Source organism: Paenibacillus thermoaerophilus, assembly GCF_005938195.1.
GTDB classification, from domain to species: Bacteria; Bacillota; Bacilli; order Paenibacillales; family Reconciliibacillaceae; genus Paenibacillus_W; species Paenibacillus_W thermoaerophilus.
Map to the genome: position 1 here is coordinate 101,952 of NZ_VCQZ01000008.1, position 19,412 is coordinate 121,363.

17 protein-coding genes are annotated in these 19,412 nt (G+C 62.6%); 12 read left to right on the top strand and 5 right to left on the bottom strand.

What is annotated here, in order from left to right:
• Positions 1–95: 95 nt before the first annotated feature.
• Positions 96–1,778, bottom strand: a complete 1,683-nt coding sequence (gene ilvD / locus FE781_RS07675; RefSeq protein ID WP_138789026.1) for a dihydroxy-acid dehydratase — start codon at positions 1,776–1,778, stop codon at positions 96–98.
• A gap of 239 nt (positions 1,779–2,017) precedes the next feature.
• On the opposite strand from ilvD, the gene FE781_RS07680 reads away from it, so the two are divergent.
• From FE781_RS07680 to FE781_RS07705, 6 genes are all read left to right on the top strand, one after another.
• Positions 2,018–3,379 (top strand): GGDEF domain-containing protein, encoded by a 1,362-nt coding sequence (locus FE781_RS07680; protein WP_246068097.1) that lies wholly within the window; start codon positions 2,018–2,020, stop codon positions 3,377–3,379.
• A gap of 224 nt (positions 3,380–3,603) precedes the next feature.
• Entirely contained in the window at positions 3,604–4,623 is a 1,020-nt protein-coding gene (locus FE781_RS07685; RefSeq protein WP_138789028.1) for an NAD-dependent epimerase/dehydratase family protein, read from the top strand.
• On the top strand, positions 4,623–5,690 hold the full coding sequence (locus FE781_RS07690) for a dihydrodipicolinate synthase family protein (RefSeq protein ID WP_211346330.1): 1,068 nt from the start codon (positions 4,623–4,625) through the stop codon (positions 5,688–5,690). Before FE781_RS07685 ends, FE781_RS07690 begins: the two co-directional genes overlap by 1 nt.
• A gap of 27 nt (positions 5,691–5,717) precedes the next feature.
• Entirely contained in the window at positions 5,718–6,395 is a 678-nt protein-coding gene (gene sdaAB, locus FE781_RS07695) for an L-serine ammonia-lyase, iron-sulfur-dependent subunit beta (protein ID WP_138789030.1), read from the top strand.
• Between the two features lie 4 nt (positions 6,396–6,399).
• On the top strand, positions 6,400–7,332 hold the full coding sequence (sdaAA, locus tag FE781_RS07700) for an L-serine ammonia-lyase, iron-sulfur-dependent, subunit alpha (RefSeq protein ID WP_138789031.1): 933 nt from the start codon (positions 6,400–6,402) through the stop codon (positions 7,330–7,332).
• A complete protein-coding gene (locus FE781_RS07705) occupies positions 7,329–8,516 on the top strand; it encodes a M20 metallopeptidase family protein (protein WP_138789032.1) in 1,188 nt (395 codons plus the stop codon). Before sdaAA ends, FE781_RS07705 begins: the two co-directional genes overlap by 4 nt.
• A 195-nt stretch (positions 8,517–8,711) precedes the next feature.
• On the opposite strand, the gene FE781_RS07710 is transcribed toward FE781_RS07705, so the two are convergent.
• Genes FE781_RS07710 through FE781_RS07720 form a run of 3 tightly spaced genes read right to left on the bottom strand, consistent with a single transcriptional unit; the run spans position 8,712 to position 12,008 of the window.
• Positions 8,712–9,878 (bottom strand): ABC transporter permease, encoded by a 1,167-nt coding sequence (locus FE781_RS07710; RefSeq protein WP_138789033.1) that lies wholly within the window; start codon positions 9,876–9,878, stop codon positions 8,712–8,714.
• Positions 9,871–11,037, bottom strand: a complete 1,167-nt coding sequence (locus tag FE781_RS07715; RefSeq protein ID WP_138789034.1) for an ABC transporter permease — start codon at positions 11,035–11,037, stop codon at positions 9,871–9,873. Before FE781_RS07715 ends, FE781_RS07710 begins: the two co-directional genes overlap by 8 nt.
• Positions 11,038–11,066: 29 nt before the next feature.
• Positions 11,067–12,008: an ABC transporter ATP-binding protein gene (locus FE781_RS07720; RefSeq protein WP_138789035.1), complete on the bottom strand. Its 942-nt coding sequence runs from the start codon at positions 12,006–12,008 to the stop codon at positions 11,067–11,069.
• A 167-nt stretch (positions 12,009–12,175) separates the two neighbouring features.
• Here FE781_RS07720 and FE781_RS07725 point away from each other — a divergent pair, with 167 nt between their 5' ends.
• The 6 genes from FE781_RS07725 (at position 12,176) to FE781_RS07750 (ending at position 17,898) form a co-directional block, all read left to right on the top strand.
• Positions 12,176–13,342: a sensor histidine kinase gene (locus FE781_RS07725; protein WP_138789036.1), complete on the top strand. Its 1,167-nt coding sequence runs from the start codon at positions 12,176–12,178 to the stop codon at positions 13,340–13,342.
• 5 nt (positions 13,343–13,347) lie between these two features.
• A complete protein-coding gene (locus tag FE781_RS07730; RefSeq protein WP_138789064.1) occupies positions 13,348–13,995 on the top strand; it encodes a response regulator transcription factor in 648 nt (215 codons plus the stop codon).
• Positions 13,996–14,227: 232 nt separating this feature from the next.
• Complete coding sequence (locus tag FE781_RS07735) at positions 14,228–14,998, top strand: NUDIX domain-containing protein (protein WP_138789065.1); 771 nt, start codon at positions 14,228–14,230, stop codon at positions 14,996–14,998.
• Between the two features lie 36 nt (positions 14,999–15,034).
• Entirely contained in the window at positions 15,035–15,580 is a 546-nt protein-coding gene (locus tag FE781_RS07740; protein ID WP_138789037.1) for a cysteine hydrolase family protein, read from the top strand.
• Between the two features lies 1 nt (position 15,581).
• The gene (locus tag FE781_RS07745; protein ID WP_138789038.1) at positions 15,582–17,057 is read left to right on the top strand and encodes a nicotinate phosphoribosyltransferase; all 1,476 of its coding nucleotides are present in this window, start codon (positions 15,582–15,584) and stop codon (positions 17,055–17,057) included.
• 106 nt (positions 17,058–17,163) lie between these two features.
• Entirely contained in the window at positions 17,164–17,898 is a 735-nt protein-coding gene (locus tag FE781_RS07750; protein WP_138789039.1) for an NAD-dependent protein deacylase, read from the top strand.
• A 286-nt stretch (positions 17,899–18,184) separates the two neighbouring features.
• Here the strand turns inward: FE781_RS07750 and FE781_RS07755 are convergent, their stop codons facing one another.
• Positions 18,185–18,892 (bottom strand): hypothetical protein, encoded by a 708-nt coding sequence (locus FE781_RS07755; RefSeq protein WP_138789040.1) that lies wholly within the window; start codon positions 18,890–18,892, stop codon positions 18,185–18,187.
• Positions 18,893–19,412: the final 520 nt, after the last annotated feature.

Consider the following 19,412-nt stretch of genomic DNA (forward strand, 5'->3'; position numbering starts at 1 on the left):
CCGGCGACGAGCCGTCAAACAAACGTATCGGCCGGCAGCGGCAAAAACGGCGGCCCGATGGCCGCCGTTTCGATTAACGTAAGCGATTATGCCGGTCAGATTTTCAGGACGCCGCCCGTGCTTGCGGAGGTGACCAGCTTGGAGTAACGCGCCAGATAACCCGTTTTGACTTTCGGCTCGAACCCTTTCCAGTTCGCGCGGCGGCGCTCCAGCTCTTCGTCGCTGATCTGAACCGTGATCGTCCGGTTCACCAGGTCGAGGTCGATGATATCGCCGTCCTGGACGAACGCGATCGGGCCGCCTTCGGCCGCTTCAGGCGAGATGTGGCCGATCGAGATGCCGCGCGAAGCGCCGGAGAACCGCCCGTCGGTGATCAAGCCGACTTTGGCGCCCAATCCCATGCCGACGATTTGCGAGGTCGGGGCGAGCATTTCCGGCATGCCGGGACCGCCCTTCGGCCCTTCGTAGCGGATGACGACGACATGGCCTTCCTTGATCTTGCCGCTGGCGATGCCCGCGAGCGCTTCCTCCTGGGAGTCGAAGCAAATCGCCGGGCCCGTGTGGCGGCCGCCGACGGATTTGTCGACCGCGCCGACCTTGACGATCGCGCCGTCCGGAGCCAGGTTGCCGAACAGCACGGCCAGTCCGCCCTGCTCGCTATGCGGATTGTCCAGCGGGCGGATGACATCCTTGTTCAAAATTTCGCGGCCGGCGACGTTTTCCGCGATCGTCTTGCCCGTGACGGTGATGCATTCGCCGTGGATTGCGCCCGGCTTCTTCAGCAGCTCGTTCAGGATGGCGGAGACGCCGCCGGCGTTATGCACGTCTTCGATATGGTAATCGGAAGCGGGCGCGATCTTCGCCAGATGCGGAACGCGCGAAGCGACTTCGTTGATGCGCGCGATCGGATAATCGATGCCGGCCTCGTGCGCGATCGCCAGCGTATGCAGGACGGTGTTCGTCGAACCGCCCATCGCCATATCGAGCGCGAAGGCGTTGTCGATCGCTTCGGCCGTTACGATGTCGCGCGGTTTCAGGTCCATCTCGATGAGCTTCATCAGTTGCTTCGCGGAGCGCTTCACGAACTCGCGGCGCTCGGGGCTGACCGCCAGGATCGTGCCGTTGCCCGGCAGGGCGATGCCGAGCGCTTCGGCGAGACAGTTCATCGAGTTGGCCGTGAACATGCCGGAACAGGAACCGCAGGTCGGGCAGCCGTACTGCTCCAGCTCCGCCAGGCCTTTCTCGTCGATCTTGCCGGATTGGTACGCGCCTACGCCCTCGAATACGCTGGACAGCGAGATCGAGCGCCCGTCGGACGTCTTGCCGGCTTTCATCGGGCCGCCGCTGACGAATATGGTCGGGATGTTGACGCGCAGCGCGCCCATGATCATGCCGGGCGTAATTTTATCGCAGTTCGGGATGCAGACCATGCCGTCGAACCAGTGCGCGGAGACGACCGTCTCCAGCGAATCGGCGATAATCTCGCGGCTCGGCAGGGAATAACGCATGCCGATATGGCCCATCGCGATGCCGTCGTCGACGCCGATCGTGTTGAACTCGAACGGAACGCCGCCCGCCTCGCGGATGGCCTCCTTCACGAGCCGGCCGAATTCCTGCAGATGGACGTGACCCGGAATAATATCGATATACGAGTTGCAAACCGCGATAAACGGTTTGTCGAAATCCTCTTCCTTAACCCCGGCCGCGCGCAGCAAGCTGCGGTGCGGGGCCCGGTCGAAGCCTTTTTTGATCATGTCGGAACGCATTTTTTTCGCCATGTTCCGGTCCTCCCTCTTGTTCATTGCAACCCCATAACCTCAAGTTTAGCACAGGAGACTGGCTTTTGCTAGCGATGTAAACCACTAAAGCGCCGCCGGGAAACATAGCCCGCATGCATGTCCGTTTCGCCGGGGGACGAGGAACATGGCGCCGCGCGGAGCTCACAATAGCGATTGGCAAAAGCGCGCCGAAGGGGTAAACTGTTGCTTGAAGATACGTCCGTACGGAGGAATTTATCTTGCCTAATCCACACATCGCCATCGGCATTATCGGTCCGCAAACGTTTGTCGATCAGATCGAGAACGGAATCCGGTCTTTTCCGACGTTTTCTCCGGTCTATTGGGTCTGCGAGCATGATGAACAAGTGCCCGCGCTGGCGGAACGGCTGGCGGAGCAAGCCGAAGTGCTGCTCGTATCCAGCCCGCTGGCGCAACGCCTGATCAAGGAAAAAAACGCGCTGTCGCTGCCCGTGCACTGCGTGCCGGTGCGCGAGGCTGCCCTGTACAAAGCACTGCTGCGCGCTTACGGCGCCGGGCGTCCCGTCGCCGGCGGCAGCATCGACTCGCTGACCGAGCTGATGCTGGCCCGGGCATGCTCGGACCTGGGCTTGAGCCGGGACGCCTTTGCGCTGTACGACGGTCCCGCCTACGCCTCCAAAGAAGATCTGGTCGCCTTCCATGCCGCCGCGTATGACGGAGATCCCGGCAAAGCGGCCTTGACCGGGTCGGAGTCGGTCGCCCGCGAGCTTCGGCGGAGAGGCATTCCCAGCTTGTGGCTGCAACCGGCCGACCAGGACGTGATCGTGACGCTGGAGCGGGCGCTGTTGTCCACGGAGACGCGGCGCAGCAAGGAGACGCAAATCGTCGTCGGGCTGATCAATGTGGACGATTTCGGAAAAATGGTGCAGCAGCGAAGCTCCGAGCACGAGGTTCAAAAGCTGAAGCTCGACATTCACCGGATGGTGCTGGATTACGTCGAGTCGCTGGAAGGGTATTTGACGCCGCTCGGAGGAGACGAGTATTTGTTTTTTACGACGCGGGGCATTTTCGAGCGGGAGACGGGAGGCTACAAGACGATTCCGCTCGGCAAGGACGCGAACAAAACGCTCGGCATCTCGATCAGCCTCGGCATCGGCTTCGGCCAATCGGCCAACGAGGCGGGCACGAACGCGCGGTCAGCTCTGCGCAAGGCGAAGGAGGCGGGGGGCAATACGTGCTTTATCGTCCGCGAAGACCGCACGCTGATCGGGCCGCTGGAGATGGGGGAGCCGGTCCGGAACGTGCTGGCGCTGACGGACGCCGAGCTGATCAAACGCGCCGAGGACGCGGGCATGACCAGCGCGTACCTGAGCCGGCTGCTCACCCACCAGGCGCGGACGGGACGCAACGAGTACATGGTGCACGAGCTGGCGTCCCTGCTCGGCATCACCGTCAGAAGCGCGCATCGGCTGCTTCAGATGTGGATGGACAACGGTCTGGTCGAAATCACTGGGATCGAAAAGGTACCGCGGGGCCGGCCCCGGCAATTGTTCCGGTTCACGCTCCTGGATGGCCGGACCGACGGAACCGCAGCGGATCGTTTTCGGACAGACCACCGATAAGCCGGAGTCAACGGACTCCGGTTTTTTTGTTTTCCGGCCTTAAGGACGGCGAGCGGGCGGAACCGGGCGGGGGGCGGTTTTCGGCTGAGCGAACGGGATAACGAAGCAAGGAAGCGCGAGGGTGTTTTTTTGCGTGATTTAAAGACAATTAAAAGATTTGTCTTTATATCTGCCGCAACCGTATGATGAAAGTAATTACCGGGAGGGGAGAGTGGGGTTGACCCATGTTTAAAAATGTGGCAGAGCTCGAAGCCAAGCTGGCCGAGCCGTCTGACAAGCTGATTGAAGATCTGAAAAAAATCGAGGGGGACATCATGCTCCTCGGCGTCGGGGGCAAGATGGGCCCGAGCCTGGCGCGTCTCGCGGGCAACGCGATCCGCGAAGGCGGATTAAACAAAAAAATTTACGGCGTGTCCCGATTCTCGAACGAGGAAACGCGCCGTGAGCTTGAGGAAGCGGGCGTGCGGACGATCTCCTGCGACCTGCTCGACGACGAGGCGCTGCGCAGCCTGCCGAACGTCGACAATGTCATCTATATGGCCGGCAACAAGTTCGGCACCACGGGCAAGGAGTATTTCACCTGGGCGATGAACTCGTATTTGCCGGGCCGCGTCTCGGAGAAATACAAGGATTCCCGCATTGTCGTTTTCTCCTCGGGCAACGTGTACCCGTTCGTGCCGGTCAGCTCGGGCGGCGTGACCGAGGCGGTCTCTCCGGACCCAATCGGCGAGTACGCGCAGTCCTGCCTGGGCCGCGAGCGCGTCTTCGAATATTTCTCGCACAAATATAACATTCCGATGGCGATCTACCGCCTCAATTACGCGGTCGATATGCGCTACGGGGTGCTGCTGGAGGTTGCCCGCGCCGTCAACGAGGGCCGTCCGATCCATCTCGCCACGGGCCATGTGAACGTCATCTGGCAGGGCGACGCCAACGAGATGGCGATCCGCTGCCTGACCGTGTGCGATACTCCGCCGCAAATCGTCAACGTCACCGGGCCGGAGACGATCTCGATCCGCTGGGTGGCGCAGGAATTCGCCCGCCGGCTGGGCAAGGAACCGCAGTTCGTCGGCACGGAGTCGGATACGGCGCTGCTGAACAACGCCGCCAAAGCCTTCAAGCTGTTCGGCTATCCGCGCGTTTCCTTGCTTCAGTTGATCGACTGGACGGCGGAATGGGTGGCCGCGGGCAACACGACGTGGAACAAACCGACGCATTTCCAAGAACGGGAGGGGAAATTCTAATGCCAGCCGCTACCTTGTCTCCGGAACTGAAAAAAGCGCTGCACGAAGGTCTGGTCATTCCCGCGCATCCTCTTGCGCTTGACGAAAACCGCAAACTGGACGAACGGCACCAGCGCGCGCTGACCCGCTACTATATCGCGTCCGGCGCAGGCGGCATCGCCGTCGGCGTGCATTCGACGCAGTTCGAGATCCGCCGCAAGGACGTCAACCTGTTCGAGCCGGTTCTGCGTCTCGCGGCCGAAGAAGTCGCGAAGGCGAACGTCGGCCGACCGTTTATTCTCGTCGCCGGTCTGTGCGGACCCACGGAGCAAGCCGTCGAGGAAGCCCGTATCGCGCGCGGACTCGGCTACCATGCGGGCCTGCTCAGCATGGGCGGTCTGGAGGGCTGGAGCGAGGAGGACATCCTGAAGCGCGCGGCCCGGGTGGCCGAAGAAATTCCGCTGATCGGCTTTTATTTGCAGCCGTCGGTCGGGGGGCGGACGTTCAGCTTCGACTTCTGGCGGAAGTTCGCCGAGATCGACAATCTCGTCGCGATCAAGATGGCGCCGTTCAACCGGTACCAGACGATCGACGTTGTGCGCGCGGTCTGCTACTCCAGCCGCCGCGACGAGATCGCGCTTTATACCGGCAACGACGACAACATCATCAACGATCTGCTGACGACGTACCGGTTCAACGTGGACGGCGTCATCGTCGAGAAGCCGATTGTCGGCGGGCTGCTCGGACATTGGGCGGTCTGGACGAAGAAGGCGGTTGAGCTGCTGGAGGAGATCAAGGCCGCGCGGGCGAAACCGGAAATCTCCATCCGCTGGCTGAGCCGCAACATCGAAGTGACCGACGCCAACGCGGCGTTTTTCGATACGGCCAACGCGTTCCACGGGTGCATCCCGGGTATACATGAGGTGCTCAGACGGCAAGGCCTGCTGAAAGGAACCTGGTGCATCAATCCGGACGAGACGCTTTCGCCGGGCCAAGCGGAGGAGATCGACCGGATCTACCGCGATTACCCGCATCTGAACGACGACGATTTCGTCCGCGCGCACCTGGCGGAATGGCTGGCGGATTAATCGAATGGACGAAACGGGGAACGGGCCGTGCGCTTTAAAGACGTGTTCTCGATTATAGGGCCCAGCATGGTCGGGCCCTCCAGCTCCCATACCGCGGGAGCGGTCCGGCTCGGCCGGGTGGCCAGAAAAATGTTCGGCGCCAACCTGCCGGAACAGGCCGAGCTGATCCTGTACGGATCGTTCGCCGACACCTACAAAGGACACGGGACCGACCTCGCGCTGGTCGGCGGCCTGCTCGATTTCGACACGGACGATCCGCGTATCCGCGATTCGCTCCGGATTGCCGAGCAGGCAGGCATGTCCGTCATTTTTGCGACGGCGTCCCAGCCTGCCGGGCATCCGAACACGGTGACGATCCGGCTGCGGGGAGGCGGACAGCCGGAGCAATCGATGACGGGAGCTTCGATCGGCGGCGGCAACGTCCAGATCTCGCAGGTGAACGGCTTCGACGTCCGGTTCACCGCGATGTATCCGACGCTGCTTGTTTATCACCGGGATCGCAAAGGCATGGTCGCCGATATATCGCGGCTGCTCAGCGCGGGCAACGTCAATATCGGGCATATGGACGTCGACCGCAAATCGCGCAGCGGCGATGCGTTAACCGTCGTCGAAACGGACGAAGCGCCGACCCCGGATATGCTGGCGGATCTGGAGAGGCTGCCCGACGTAACGCGCGTCAGCTTCGTCAATCTCCGAAACGGGTGAGGACATGCGATTCACGACATTAGAGCAGTTGGCGCAGCTCAGCGAGACCGAAGGCTTGACGATCGGCGAGCTGATGCTGAAGGAGCAGGCGGCGGAATCCGGCCGGCCCGAGCATGAGGTGTTCCGCCAGATGGCGGACTATTACGGCGTCATGAAGGAAGCGGTCAGGCGGGGGCTCGAAGAGGACACCCGCTCGCGCAGCGGATTGACGGGGGGCGACGCCCGGCGGGTGATGGCGCACGCCGAGTCCAGCGACTCCAACCTCGGCTATGTGGCCGAACGCGCGATGGCATACGCGCTCGCCGTATCCGAGGTGAACGCCTCGATGGGGCGGATCGTGGCGACCCCGACCGCGGGCTCGTGCGGCATTATCCCGGGCGTGTTCGTCAGCTCGCAGGAGCGGTTCGGCTGGAGCGACGAGACGATGACGTACGGCCTGTTCGCCGCGGGCGCCATCGGCTACGTCATCGCGAACAATTCGTTTATATCCGGGGCCGAAGGCGGATGCCAGGCGGAGGTCGGTTCGGCGATCGGCATGGCGGCCGGAGCGCTGACCGAGCTGCGCGGCGGCTCGCCGTGGCAGGCGCTGCACGCGGTCGGGCTCGCGCTCAAAAACTCGCTGGGGCTTATCTGCGACCCGGTCGGCGGCCTCGTCGAAATCCCCTGCATCGTCCGCAACGGCTTCGGCGCGGTGACGGCGCTCGCGGCCGCGGATATGGCGCTGGCCGGCGTGCGCAGCGTCATTCCTTCCGACGAGGTGGTGCAGGTGATGCTGGAGGTCGGTTCCGCCATGCCGGAAAAGCACCGCGAGACGGCCAAAGGCGGCCTGGCCCAGACGCCGACCGGCAAGCGCATCATGCAGCAGTTGTACGGCAAGGGCGAGCGGAGCGCAGGAGCGGTGAAAACGGTCAATAGCGAAGGGGAGGCGGAAGCATGAGCGGCAGCGAACGGATACGTCTGCTGGAGGAAGCGGCCGGCCGAGCGGACAAATGGATCGAATTCCGCCGCGATCTGCACCGTTATCCCGAGCTCAGCTTCGAGGAGGCGGAGACGGCGGCGAAGGTGCGCCGCGAACTGGACCGGCTCGGGATTCCGTACCGCAGCGGCGTCGGCGGCCACGGCATCGTCGCCGAGTTGAACGGGGCGGAGTCGGGTCCCACAATCGCGCTGCGCGCCGATATGGACGCGCTGCCGATCCAGGAGGAATCCGGAGCGCCGTTCGCCTCCGAGCGGCCGGGCGTCATGCACGCGTGCGGCCATGACGCGCATACGGCCATCCTGCTCGGCGCGGCGGAGCTGCTGGCCTCGCGCCGGCCGGCCCGCGGATCGATTCGGCTGTTGTTCCAGTCCGCCGAGGAGATCAACGCCGGCGCCAAGGCGATGATCGCCGAAGGCGCGCTGGACGGCGTCGACGAGATCTACGGCCTGCACAATTTGCCGACGCTTCCGGCGGGGCTTGTGGCGACGCGCCGCGGCGCGCTGATGGGGTCGGTGGACCGGCTGGAGCTTACGTTGACCGGCCGGGGCGGCCACGGCGCGATTCCAAACGAGACGATCGACCCGATCGTCTGCGCGTCCGCGCTTGTGATGGGTTTGCAGACGGCCGTCAGCCGGGAGCTGTCGCCGTTCGAGCCGGCCGTCGTCACGATCGGCAGCCTGCAGGCGGGCCACGCGAACAACGTGATCCCCCACCGCGCCGAGCTGACCGGGACGGTACGGGCTTTCGATCCGGCCGTACAGGCGAAGCTGCCGGGCATCATCAAGCGGCTGGTCGAAGGCATAGCTTACGGGTACAGGTGCCAGGCCGATCTGCGTTATATGGAGCAGGTTCCCGTGCTGGTGAACCACGACGCTCAAGCCGCGTTTGTCGAGGCGGCGACCGATGCGCTCATCGGAAGGGAGCGGCGGGTCGAGGCGGCCCCGACGATGGCGGGCGAAGACTTCTCGGTTTATCTGAAGCACGTGCCGGGCTGCTTCTTCTGGCTAGGCTCGGGACCGCGCCAAGGCGCGGAGAACGCCTATGGGCTTCACCACCCGCAATACACGCTGAACGAGGAATGCATCCCTCTCGGCGCGGCGCTGCTCGCCAGTCTGGCGCTTGACCGGTTGAATCATATCTAGCGGCAATAAACGGCCGGGCGGAGTTTTTATCCGCCCGGCTGTTGCGTTTCGCCGGGGCGCGAGCCGGTTGGCTTCCTCGGCGTGAGGAGCCAGCCGCCCGCCCCCCGCCTTTGAAGTGAAATCGAGCAAAACGAACCTCCACCCCCACTTTAACAGCGGCTTTGGAGGTTCGTTTGTTGTCGGGGACGGTTTGGTTCACGCGGCCGAGCGGCCCGGCTGCAGCGACGCGGCTCCGAAGGCGAGCGACACGGCGCCGAACAGCAGCAGGATGGCGAGGTGCAGCGCGATGTCCGGCAGGCCGGCGCCCGAAGAGAGCCGGTCGATCGCGTCCAGCGCCCATTTTTGCGGCGTGAGGTTAGCCAGCTTCTGCATGAATTCGGGCGTAATGGAGAGCGGCCAGAAGCAGCCTCCGAGCATGCAGGTCAGGGTCACGGCCAACGTATTGAGCTGTCCGAGCTGGTTCGTGTTGCGCACGAGCCCGGCCAAGGCGGAGGCAAGGCCGACCGCTCCGAACAGGAAGCATGCCGCCACCAGCAGCAGCGAGACGAACGGCACGCCCCCGACCGTATAGCCGAACACATAACGCATGACGATCAATCCGATCACGAGCTGCATCGCGCCGACCAGCATGCTGCCGACGAAGTTGCCGGCGGCGATATCGGCGGACCGGACCGGAGCCGCGTACATCCGCGCCATCGTCCGGTGAATCCGGTCTTCCAGCACGTAGACGATCGTCTGGTTGGCGAGCAGCATGACGAACATCAGCATCACGCCGATGACCGTCGGGTTGGATACGACGAGACCGAGCTTCAGATCGGCTTCTCGCGCCGATACGCGCTCGACGGACATCTGGGCCAGCAGGGGGGCCAAATCCTCCGCTTTCGGCGCGCCGTGCCGTTCGCGGACGAGGTTGACCACGCTGTCCAGGCGGGCGGCTTCGCTTTGCAGCGCGGCGAGAAGCGCCGCGTTCCAGAGCTGCTCGCTTTGCCGGTAGACGAGGGCCTGCGGCCGTTCTCCCGCCAGGAGCCGTTCCGTGAAGTCCGCGGGCACGTACACGGCCGCATCCGCCTCGCCGTTCCGAACGGCCTGTCGCAGCGATTCGGCGGCATCGGCATCGCTGTCGGCTTCGGCGGCGCGGAGATCGTATTTCCCGTCTCTGGACAGCGAATCGGCGATATAGGAGCCGAGAAGTCCTTGGTCGGCATTGTGCACGGCGATCACGGCCGGATTGTTTTCGGAAGCCCCGAATAATCCGACGACGAGACCCAGCACAGCCGCAGGTACAAGCAGGTTGACCAGCAAGCCGCGGCGGCTGCCGATCGATCTTCGGATCAGCATGGCGGCGATCGGCCAGCTACGCATGCAAATCAACTACCTTTCTCATTCGGATGGCGGTCAAGGCGGCAAGACCCGCGGCGATCAGCGACAGGATGCCGACATTGGTTCCCAACGAGGCGGTCTCTCCGTTCATGATGCCTCGGAGAGCTTCGTTCGCCCAATGGTTGACGGTCCAATGTCCTAATTTCTCGATGACGCCGCCCATGCCCACAACCATGCCGCCGCTGACGAAGGTCATGGCGAACGTAAGGATGTTGTACACCGTCTGCATCGATTGGATCGTCCGCGCAAACGAAGCGACGATTAGCGCCAGGCCGATCGATGCGACCGCCGTCAGCAGGCAGACGAGAGCGATCCAGCCGAACTTTCCGCCCCAGTCCACGCCGAAGGCGAACGAGGTGACGGTGACGATAAAAGCGGACTGGACGATGGCGAGCGCGAGCGAGCTGCCGATCCATCCGCCGATCACGACAGGCAGCGGATGCGGAGTCGCGTACAGACGGCTCAACGTGCCGTCCTGCCGGCTTCGCAGCAGCTCGATGCCTGCGGACATGCCGCTGAACAGCAAAAACATGATCAGGTACGCCGCCGAGTAATATTGCATGGCGGACAATCCTTTGAACAAGGCATCGTCTCCGGGGGGCGCGTCGGCCAGGACGGCGGCGACCAGCGGGATATCTTCATCCGCTTCGGCCGAGGGGAGCGGCCCGGCTTCCGGCCCGTAAGCGGCGATGGCGGCGAGCCTGACGTTTAATTCCGACAGGAACCGGGAAGCCACCGCCCTTGCGGCGATGTTGCGGTCTTCGTGCCGGCCCGGATAGGCCAGCCACTCGGCTTTGCCGCCGGACGCGACCCGATCGGAGAATCCCGCCGGGACGACGACGCCGTAATCGGCGGTGCCCTCCTTGACTTCGAGCTCCACCTCGCGGGCGGAAGTCCGCCAGACGGGCCGGACGTAAGCCCGCAGATCCTCCCGGTTCCAAAACGATTCGATCTGCCCGCGCAGCGGACCGTTGTCTTCCACATAAACGGCAACGCGCGCCGGGGCGGAAGTCACGCTGCCGAACACTTGCCCGAGAATATAGATGAGGAGCAGCGGCAACCCGAACAACATGACCAGAACCGTACGGCTGCGGGCCGTCTTCAGCAGTTCGCAGCCGGTTATCGTCAACCATGCGTACATGTCGTTTACATCCCTCCGTACCCCTAATGTCACGCGTCTCTCAAGCTGCGGCCCGTCAGATGCAGGAACAGCGATTCGAGATTCGGTTCGTTGCGGGTTAATTGTTTGAGCGAGACCTGATGCTTGTTCAAGATAAACAGCACATCCTGCAGGACGGTCGGCGAGTCGTCAACCGTCAGGTCGAGCCGCCCGCCGTCGCCTTCGCTCACATGCCGGATGCGCGGATGGCTCCTGATCTCCCGGATGGCCTCCTGATCCCGCCGGTCCGTCTCCAGCGACAGCACAATGTCCTGCCCGGCCTGACGGCGAAGCTGATCCTTCGTGCCGCTGGCGATCAGCTTGCCCTGGTCGATGATGCCGATGCGCGTGCAGATCGCTTCGACTTCTTCCATATAATGCGTCGTGTAAATCACGGTGGAGCCGAGCCGGTTCAGTTCGCGCACCGATTCGAGAATATGGTTGCGGGAATGCGGGTCGATGCCGACCGTCGGCTCGTCCATAATAATCAGCATCGGTCTGTGCGTGATCGCGCAGGCGATGTTCAGTCTGCGCTTCATCCCGCCGGAGAACGTGTGGGGCTTGTCGCCGGCCCGATCGGCCAGGCCGACGAAGCCGAGCGCCTCCTCGACCCTCTGCTTCAGCAGCTTGCCGCGAAGGCCGTACAGCCTGCCGAAAAAGGCGACGTTCTCCCAGGCCGTCAATTGCTCGTAGATGGCCAGCTCCTGCGGAACGAGCCCGAGCCGGCGTTTGACTTCGAGAGGCTGGCTGCGGACCGAGCGGCCGTCCAGCGTAATATCGCCTCCGTCCAGCGGGAGCAGCCCCGCGGCCATGCGGATGGACGTGCTTTTGCCGGCGCCGTTCGGGCCGAGCAGGCCGAAGATTTCTCCTTGCCCGATATCCAACGTCAAATGATTGACCGTTATGCGCGAATCGTACTTTTTGAGCGCGTCGCGAAAAGATACGAGTGCCATCGTTTCCATTCGTCCTTCCATTCCTATGATAGCTTCAGTGTACCGATTGTCGGGCAGCGGCGCAGGTCGCTTCGGTCACGGATTGCGCATGACCAAAGTCATATCGTGCCCGTGCCGCATGGCCATGCTATAATGGGACCATATACTGGCAGATCGGAGAAGGACCGATGACGTTATGGCTGCGATGGATGAGGGCGCTGCTCGTCGCGATTCCGGCGCTGTTGACTTTATTTGGGGTGAACACGGGAGAGCATGCTCCTTATGTGGCTTACGCGCTGCTGTCGCTGCTTGTGTTGAGAGCGGCGGAACGCTGGCCCTCCCGCCGGAGGCCCCTGCTCCTTCTGGAGCTGGGCCTGTTCGCCTGGTTCGGCTATCGGTTCCCGCACGGCGTCTTGTACCTGCTCCCGTTCTCGACGCTGATCGCAGCGTACGCCGGCCGTCCCGGACTTCGGGAAGCCGTCGCCTGGACGCTGATCGGCGGCATGGTTCCGCTCGATTTTCTACACGAGCATCGGCCGGAGCTGCTTGCGCCGGTCGCGCTGCTATGGACGGCCTGGTCCGGCGTGCTGTACGCCGGGAGCCAGCACGATTCGCGCCGGGAGCGGACGGAGCAGCTATACGACGAGCTTGCCGCCAGCCACGAGCAGTTGGAATTGGCGCGCCGCCGGCTGGCCGATTACGCGGCGCAGATCGAGGAGTACACCCGGCTGGCCGAGCGCAACCGGATCGCCGCCGATATCCACGACGATCTCGGGCACCGGCTGATCCGGGTGAAGATGATGTCGGAAGCGGCGCTGCAACTGATCGGGGCCGATCCGGAGCGGGCGGGCCGGCTGGTGGAGCAGATGCGGGACCAACTGCAGGACGGCATGGAGCAGATGCGCCAGACGGTGAGGCGCCTGGCTTCGCCCGAAGCGGACGATGCCAGGCGGTATGCGCTGGACCGGCTCGTCCGGGAGGCCGGGGAATCGATGGGGATCGACGTTCGCTTCGAGATCGCGGGAATTCCCCGGCCGCTGTATCCGAGCGCGGAGTGGATCTTGTACCAGAATGCGCAGGAAGCGATCACGAACGCGGTCCGGCACGGAGCGGCCTCTGTTGTGGATGTCTGCTTGCAGTACCGGCCGGACGGCGTGGCGATGATCGTCAGCAACGACGGCAAAGTGCCGGACGGCGCGGTCTCCCGCGGACTCGGCCTGAAAGGCATGGCCGAGAGGGTCCGGATGGCCGGCGGGAGTCTTGCCGTGTCCAGCGAGGGCCGATTTTCCGTTACGACGTTTTTGCCGTATGCCAAGCCGATAAACGCGCCGAAGACGGAGCAACCGGGGGGATGATCAACATGATATCCGTATTGATTGTGGACGACGACCCGTTTATCCGGGAAAGCATGCGGATTTTGCTGGAGCTGGACCCGGAGCTTACGGTCGCCGGGACCTGCCGGGACGGCAGGGAAGCGTACGAGTTCGCCGGCCGGACTCCGGTCGACGTCGTGCTGATGGATATCCGCATGCCGGGAACGGACGGCGTCGAGGGGACGCGGTTGATCCGGTCGCTGCCGAATCCGCCCGCCGTGCTGATCCTGACGACCTTCGACGACGACGATTATATCGCGGCGGCCATACGCCACGGGGCGGGCGGCTATCTGCTGAAGAACGTGCCGCCCGCGCGGATCGCGGCCGGGATCAAAACCGTGCATGACGGATCGCTGCTGATCCATCCGGATATCGCGCGCAAGCTGGCCGGCATGCTGGACGGCTCCGGCCGGAGTCCGGCGAATCGGGAGGAACGGCTCGCAAGGCAAGGGTTGACCGGGGTCGAACGCGAGATCGTCCGGCTGATCGCGGACGGACTCAGCAACAAGGAGATCGCGGCGGCCCTGTATTTAAGCGAAGGAACCGTCAAAAATTACGTCACTTCCGTGCTGGGCAAGCTGGAGCTGCGCGACCGCACGCAGATCGCGATCTATTACCTGAAGATGCCCGGATAACGGGGCAGACGCCCCCCGGTCCCGACTGCCGATCGCAGCCGGGGCCGAGTTATGGCGTTGTCCGCCGCTGCCGTAACCCGCGGAAATGACGGAGCAGCGGGTTCGCCGCGCGTCGGGCGGGAATACTATTGACAACATTTTTCAATATGTCATAATGACAATATCAAATCGAAAGTATGGATTCAGGCAATCACAACGGTATCGCTTGGGCTTGCAGATCGAGGTGAACCCTATGAGCATGGCGGTGAATGGAGGAGGCTACCAGCCGGGGAAATACCGGACGCCGGACGGCGTGCCCGCGGATATCGTTATTTTCACCATCGTGTCGAAGGATAAACCTTCCGGTAAAAAGTCGCTGCCCGTCCGCGAACTGCAGGTGCTGCTCGTCAAGCGCCGCGTATGGCCGTTCGAAGGGAAATGGGCGCTGCCGGGCGGTTTTACGAAAGAGACGGAGACGGTGTACGAATGCGCGGAGCGGGAGCTGGCCGAAGAAACCGGCGTGCGGAACGTGCTGATGGAGTATTTCAACGTATACAGCAAGCCGGGCCGGGACCCGCGCGGGTGGATGGTCTCCCACGCCTTCTACGCGCTGGTGAACGAGTCGCTGCTGCTCGGGCGGCAGGCGGGCGCCGATGCGGACGAGTTGAAGCTGATGCCTGTGCGGGAAGCGCTGGAGGCGGATCTCGCCTTCGACCACGGCGAAATATTGCGCGACGCGCTGGAGCGTGTCCGGCGGCGCATGCTGACGACGACGATCGCACGGGAGTTTTTGCCCGAGACGTTTACGCTGGCCGAACTGTATCAGGTCATCCGCTGCGTCGTACCGGAATTCGAAGAGCCCAATTTTATCCGCAAGCTGACGTCGACGCGTTGCCGCCGGGGCATTCTCGAGGAAGTCCGCGACGAGCAGGGGCGCCCGCTCGCGTCCAATAAATATTCGCAGCGCGCGGCTCAACTGTACCGGTTCGCCGACCAGGAGCCGGAGCTGTCGATCTACAATTGAGTTCCGGGCGGAGTCCCGGCAAAAGGAGGGCTTCCGATGAAAGCTTTTGTGGTGATCGATTATACCTATGATTTTGTCGTCGGGCGTCTGCCGTGCGGAGAGCCGGCTGTCGCGATCGAATCGCGGATCGCGGAGCTGACGGAGCGGTTCGTGCGGGCGGGCGATTTCGTCGTGATGGCGGTCGACCTGCACGAGCAGGGGGACGTGTACCATCCCGAGCATAAGCTGTTCCCGCCGCACAATATCCGGGGCACGGACGGCCGGGAATTGTACGGACGGCTGCGCGACGTGTACGAAGCGAACCGGGAGAACATTCATTGGATGGACAAAACGAGATACAGCGCGTTTTGCGGCACGGCGCTCGAGCTGAAGCTGAGGGAGCGGGGAATTACGGAGCTGCACCTGGCGGGCGTATGCACCGACATCTGCGTCCTGCATACGGCCGTCGACGCGTATAACCGCGGATTCGCGATCACGGTGCACGCCGACGCGGTCGCGAGCTTCAACGACAAAGGCCATGAATGGGCGCTCGGGCATTTCCGCGGGGTGCTAGGCGCAGACGTAACGGAAGGATGGAAATGACATGTCGACCGAGCATCTGACGCTGCACACCGACAAATACCAGATCAACATGATGTACGCCCATTGGTATCACGGCACGCTGAACCGCAAGGCCGTGTTCGAGGCGTACTTCCGGAAGCTGCCGTTCGGCAACGGGTATGCCGTGTTCGCCGGGCTGGAGCGGATCGTCCGCTATTTGCAGGAGCTGCACTTCAACGAGGCGGACATCGCTTACCTCGCGTCGCAGGAAGAGGGGTACGACCCGGCGTTTTTGGAGGAGCTGCGCCGATTCCGCTTCACCGGAAATTTGTGGTGCGTGCCCGAGGGAACGGTCGTCTTCCCGAACGAGCCGCTGCTGCGCGTCGAAGCGACCGTGTTCGAAGCGCAGTTGATCGAGACGGCGCTGCTGAACTTCCTCAACTTCCAGACGCTGATCGCAACCAAGGCGTCGCGGATTCGGCAGGTCGCGCCGCACGATGTCCTGATGGAATTCGGCTCGCGCCGGGCGCAGGAGGCGGACGCCGCGATCTGGGGCGCGCGCGCCGCTTATATCGCCGGCTTCGACGCGACCTCGAACTTGCGGGCGGGTCAGATGTTCGGCATCCCGACGAAAGGAACGCACGCGCACGCCTGGGTGCAGGTGCACGACTCGGAGGAGCAGGCGTTCGAGCGTTACGCTTCGGCTTTGCCGCATCAGGTGACTTTGCTCGTGGATACGTACGATACGCTGGCCAGCGGCGTCACGCATGCGATCGAAGTCGCCAAGGCGCTGGAGAAGCAAGGGCGGCGCATGCAGGCGATCCGGCTGGACAGCGGCGATCTCGCCTATTTGTCGAAAGCCGCGCGCCGCATGCTGGACGAAGCGGGGCTGTCGTACGTGAAGATCGTCGCCTCGAACGATCTCGACGAGAACATTATCCTGGACTTGAAGGCGCAAGGGGCCCGCATCGACAGTTGGGGCATCGGCACGCAACTGATTACGGCGGCGGATAATCCATCCCTCGGCGGCGTGTACAAGCTGGTGGCGCGGGAGCGGATCGGCGGGGACTCGCGCGGCTACGAGCCCGTCATCAAAATTTCGGGCAATCCGGAGAAGGTGACGACGCCCGGCATCAAGGACGTGTACCGCATCATCAACCGCAAAACCGGCTGGGCGGAGGCCGATTACGTGGCGCTGGAGGAAGAGACGGAGATCGGTCAGGACGGCGTGCTGGAGCTGTTCGATCCCGTTCATCCGTATTTGCGCAAACGGGTGGAGGACTTCGAAGCCGTGAAGCTGCTTCAGCCGGTTTTTCGGGACGGACGGCTCGCGCGCGAGCTGCCGGGACTGGACGAGATCCGCGAGTATCACCGGAGCCAACTGGCGTTGCTGCGCCAGGAGTATTTGCGCAAGCTGCATCCCGAGATTTACCTCGTGACGCCGAGCCCGCGCACCTGGAGGCTGAAGATGGACATGATCCGGCGCCATCTCGGACATACGGGCGAATGGAGGCCGTAAGCGGACACGGATGCGGTTCCGGGCCGGTGGCGGGCACGCTGGCCGCCGCCTGCCGGGCGAGGCTGACGCCGCCGCGAATCGACCGGCTGTTGAAGGAGGGAGCGAGATGGAATTCAACGAGCTGAAGAAAATCGTCAGCGAGAGCGAGAACATCGTGTTTTTCGGCGGAGCGGGCACGTCGACGGAAAGCGGCATCCCCGACTTCCGGTCGGCCGACGGACTGTACCGGACGCGGAACGGGGGGAAATACGCCCCGGAGCAGATGTTGAGCCGCGATTTTTTCTACAGCCGTACGGAATTGTTTTTTGATTTCTACAAATCGAACATGATCCACCCGGACGCCAAACCGAACGCGGCGCACATCGCCCTGGCCGAGCTTGAACGGCAAGGCCGGCTGAAGGCCGTGATCACGCAGAACATCGACGGGCTGCACCAGCTTGCGGGAAGCCGGAACGTGCTGGAGCTGCACGGCTCGGTGCAACGCAACAACTGCATCCGCTGCGGCACGTTCCATTCGCTGGAGGACATCCTGTCGCCGGAGCAAGGTCTCGTGCCGGCTTGCAAGCAGTGCGGCGGCATCGTCAAGCCCGATGTCGTGCTCTATCAGGAACCGCTGGATTTGGAGCTGCTGCAACGGGCTGCCGATTATATCGAGCAGGCGGATGTGCTGGTCGTCGCCGGCACTTCTCTCACCGTCCAGCCGGCGGCCGGGTTGGTTCGGCGCTATAACGGGAACCGGTTTATCCTCATCAACAAGACCCCGACGCCGTATGACGGTTACGCGAATGTCCTCGTGCCGGACAGCATCGCCAAAGTGATGCAAGCGTTGGTATTGGACTAACCGTCCATGCAAGTAAAGTCTCCGATTCCGCTGATGCGGGTCGGAGGCTTTTTTTGATGCCGCTCCGGCATTGCATGAAGCGGAGATCGCAAAAAACGCGGGATGCGCCGCCGATCCGATGTACGGTTTTCGTTCGGTGAATGGAGACGGCTCCTAGCGAGCGAAGGGGAATGGGGAGGCTGCCCGCGCCGGAGGGAGCAGCGTTTGGAGATCCTGTTCCTCCATCTGCTGTCCCCTTCGGACCGTTGCGGGATATTGATTTGGATGGGAAGCGGGGAGTCGATGCTCAGGGCTTGACGATTCTTTTTTCTAAGAACGTCTGCACCCTGACCGAGTACAGCCGATTCCGGAACGGCCTGACGGCGAGTCTCAATGCCGGGTACACGGCCAGCGGAATCAAGATTCGGGTCAAATTCAGAAACGCGATAAACACATACCAGACGAAGTGCTCCAGGAATCCCTCCTGCCGTTCCCTGTGCGTCCAATAAAAATCGTCGAACCAATCGGACAGGGAAGGGTCGAACAGCGCATAACACGCCGCAAACGAGACGATCCCCGTCAGGAAAGCGATCGTTTTTCTTTTGGACTTGAAGAGGCCGGCCGTTTCTCCACCTGAGATTTTTTCCAGGAAGCGGAGGTTGGTGGTAACGACCAAGCTCACCGCCACCCATACAAGTCCGGGAAAACGTATGAAGCGCATCAAGGGCTCCAGCAAGTCCGTGAACCAGGTGAGCAAATAGGAGACGATCAGCAGCCCTAACGGTAGGAGGAAGGGCGCCATCCCTACGGCGGCGATGTTCGTGAACCAATCGGGCAGTTCGAACTCGCTGTCATCGTCGTCCGATACGTAATGTCGGCGACTGTCTACCGGCTTCCACGGATCTTTAACGTACCCGTCCCAGCCGACGTTTTCCGTTCCCCAATACTTGGAATCCACTGTTTTGTCCGGGTCGATGACGTGACCGTCATAACCCACATTCCGTCCATGATCCATCTTGATGCGACGACCTTTCGTATAGGATGTCGGGTTGCTTTCCGCCAAATGTTTCCTTCGGCAATCACGTACTATAGCGCGTTTCACGGACGGCGTCAACCGTGAAAAAAGAGTGCTAGGGCGGGAAAAGCGTGAGCTTCGTCGTATTTCGATATTTTATTCACTACCAATGCGTCAAACCTGACATAAAAAATAGATTGAATCATTTCCTATATTAGGAATTCTATGTTGGATTTTCGTGTTGCCCCTGTAAGGGGCACGGGGGAGAGAATTTATGGGGTGGTATGCTCTCGCGTGGGGAGCGACCACTGGCAGGCTTCAACGGGCTTCCCTACCTAGCAAGTTTCAATCCACGCTCCCGCGTGGGGAGTGACCCTGCGCGACGCTGCTCCTCATGAAGCCGGGAAGCGCGTTTCAATCCACGCTCCACGTGGGGAGTGACGCGCAAAAGCGGTCAGATTTGCCAACAACCGCGCACAGTTTCAATCCACGCTCCGCGTGGGGAGTGACTACAAGCGGG

Excerpts from the sequence above, each read along its gene's own strand:
- ilvD (WP_138789026.1), bottom strand. The coding sequence starts at position 1,778 with ATGGCGAAAAAAATGCGTTCCGACATGATCAAAAAAGGCTTCGACCGG.
- FE781_RS07685 (WP_138789028.1), top strand. The coding sequence starts at position 3,604 with ATGTTTAAAAATGTGGCAGAGCTCGAAGCCAAGCTGGCCGAGCCGTCT.
- FE781_RS07690 (WP_211346330.1), top strand. The coding sequence starts at position 4,623 with ATGCCAGCCGCTACCTTGTCTCCGGAACTGAAAAAAGCGCTGCACGAA.
- sdaAA (WP_138789031.1), top strand. The coding sequence starts at position 6,400 with ATGCGATTCACGACATTAGAGCAGTTGGCGCAGCTCAGCGAGACCGAA.
- FE781_RS07705 (WP_138789032.1), top strand. The coding sequence starts at position 7,329 with ATGAGCGGCAGCGAACGGATACGTCTGCTGGAGGAAGCGGCCGGCCGA.
- FE781_RS07710 (WP_138789033.1), bottom strand. The coding sequence starts at position 9,878 with ATGCGTAGCTGGCCGATCGCCGCCATGCTGATCCGAAGATCGATCGGC.
- FE781_RS07715 (WP_138789034.1), bottom strand. The coding sequence starts at position 11,037 with ATGTACGCATGGTTGACGATAACCGGCTGCGAACTGCTGAAGACGGCC.
- FE781_RS07720 (WP_138789035.1), bottom strand. The coding sequence starts at position 12,008 with ATGGCACTCGTATCTTTTCGCGACGCGCTCAAAAAGTACGATTCGCGC.
- FE781_RS07725 (WP_138789036.1), top strand. The coding sequence starts at position 12,176 with ATGACGTTATGGCTGCGATGGATGAGGGCGCTGCTCGTCGCGATTCCG.
- FE781_RS07730 (WP_138789064.1), top strand. The coding sequence starts at position 13,348 with ATGATATCCGTATTGATTGTGGACGACGACCCGTTTATCCGGGAAAGC.
- FE781_RS07735 (WP_138789065.1), top strand. The coding sequence starts at position 14,228 with ATGAGCATGGCGGTGAATGGAGGAGGCTACCAGCCGGGGAAATACCGG.
- FE781_RS07740 (WP_138789037.1), top strand. The coding sequence starts at position 15,035 with ATGAAAGCTTTTGTGGTGATCGATTATACCTATGATTTTGTCGTCGGG.
- FE781_RS07745 (WP_138789038.1), top strand. The coding sequence starts at position 15,582 with ATGTCGACCGAGCATCTGACGCTGCACACCGACAAATACCAGATCAAC.
- FE781_RS07750 (WP_138789039.1), top strand. The coding sequence starts at position 17,164 with ATGGAATTCAACGAGCTGAAGAAAATCGTCAGCGAGAGCGAGAACATC.
- FE781_RS07755 (WP_138789040.1), bottom strand. The coding sequence starts at position 18,892 with ATGGATCATGGACGGAATGTGGGTTATGACGGTCACGTCATCGACCCG.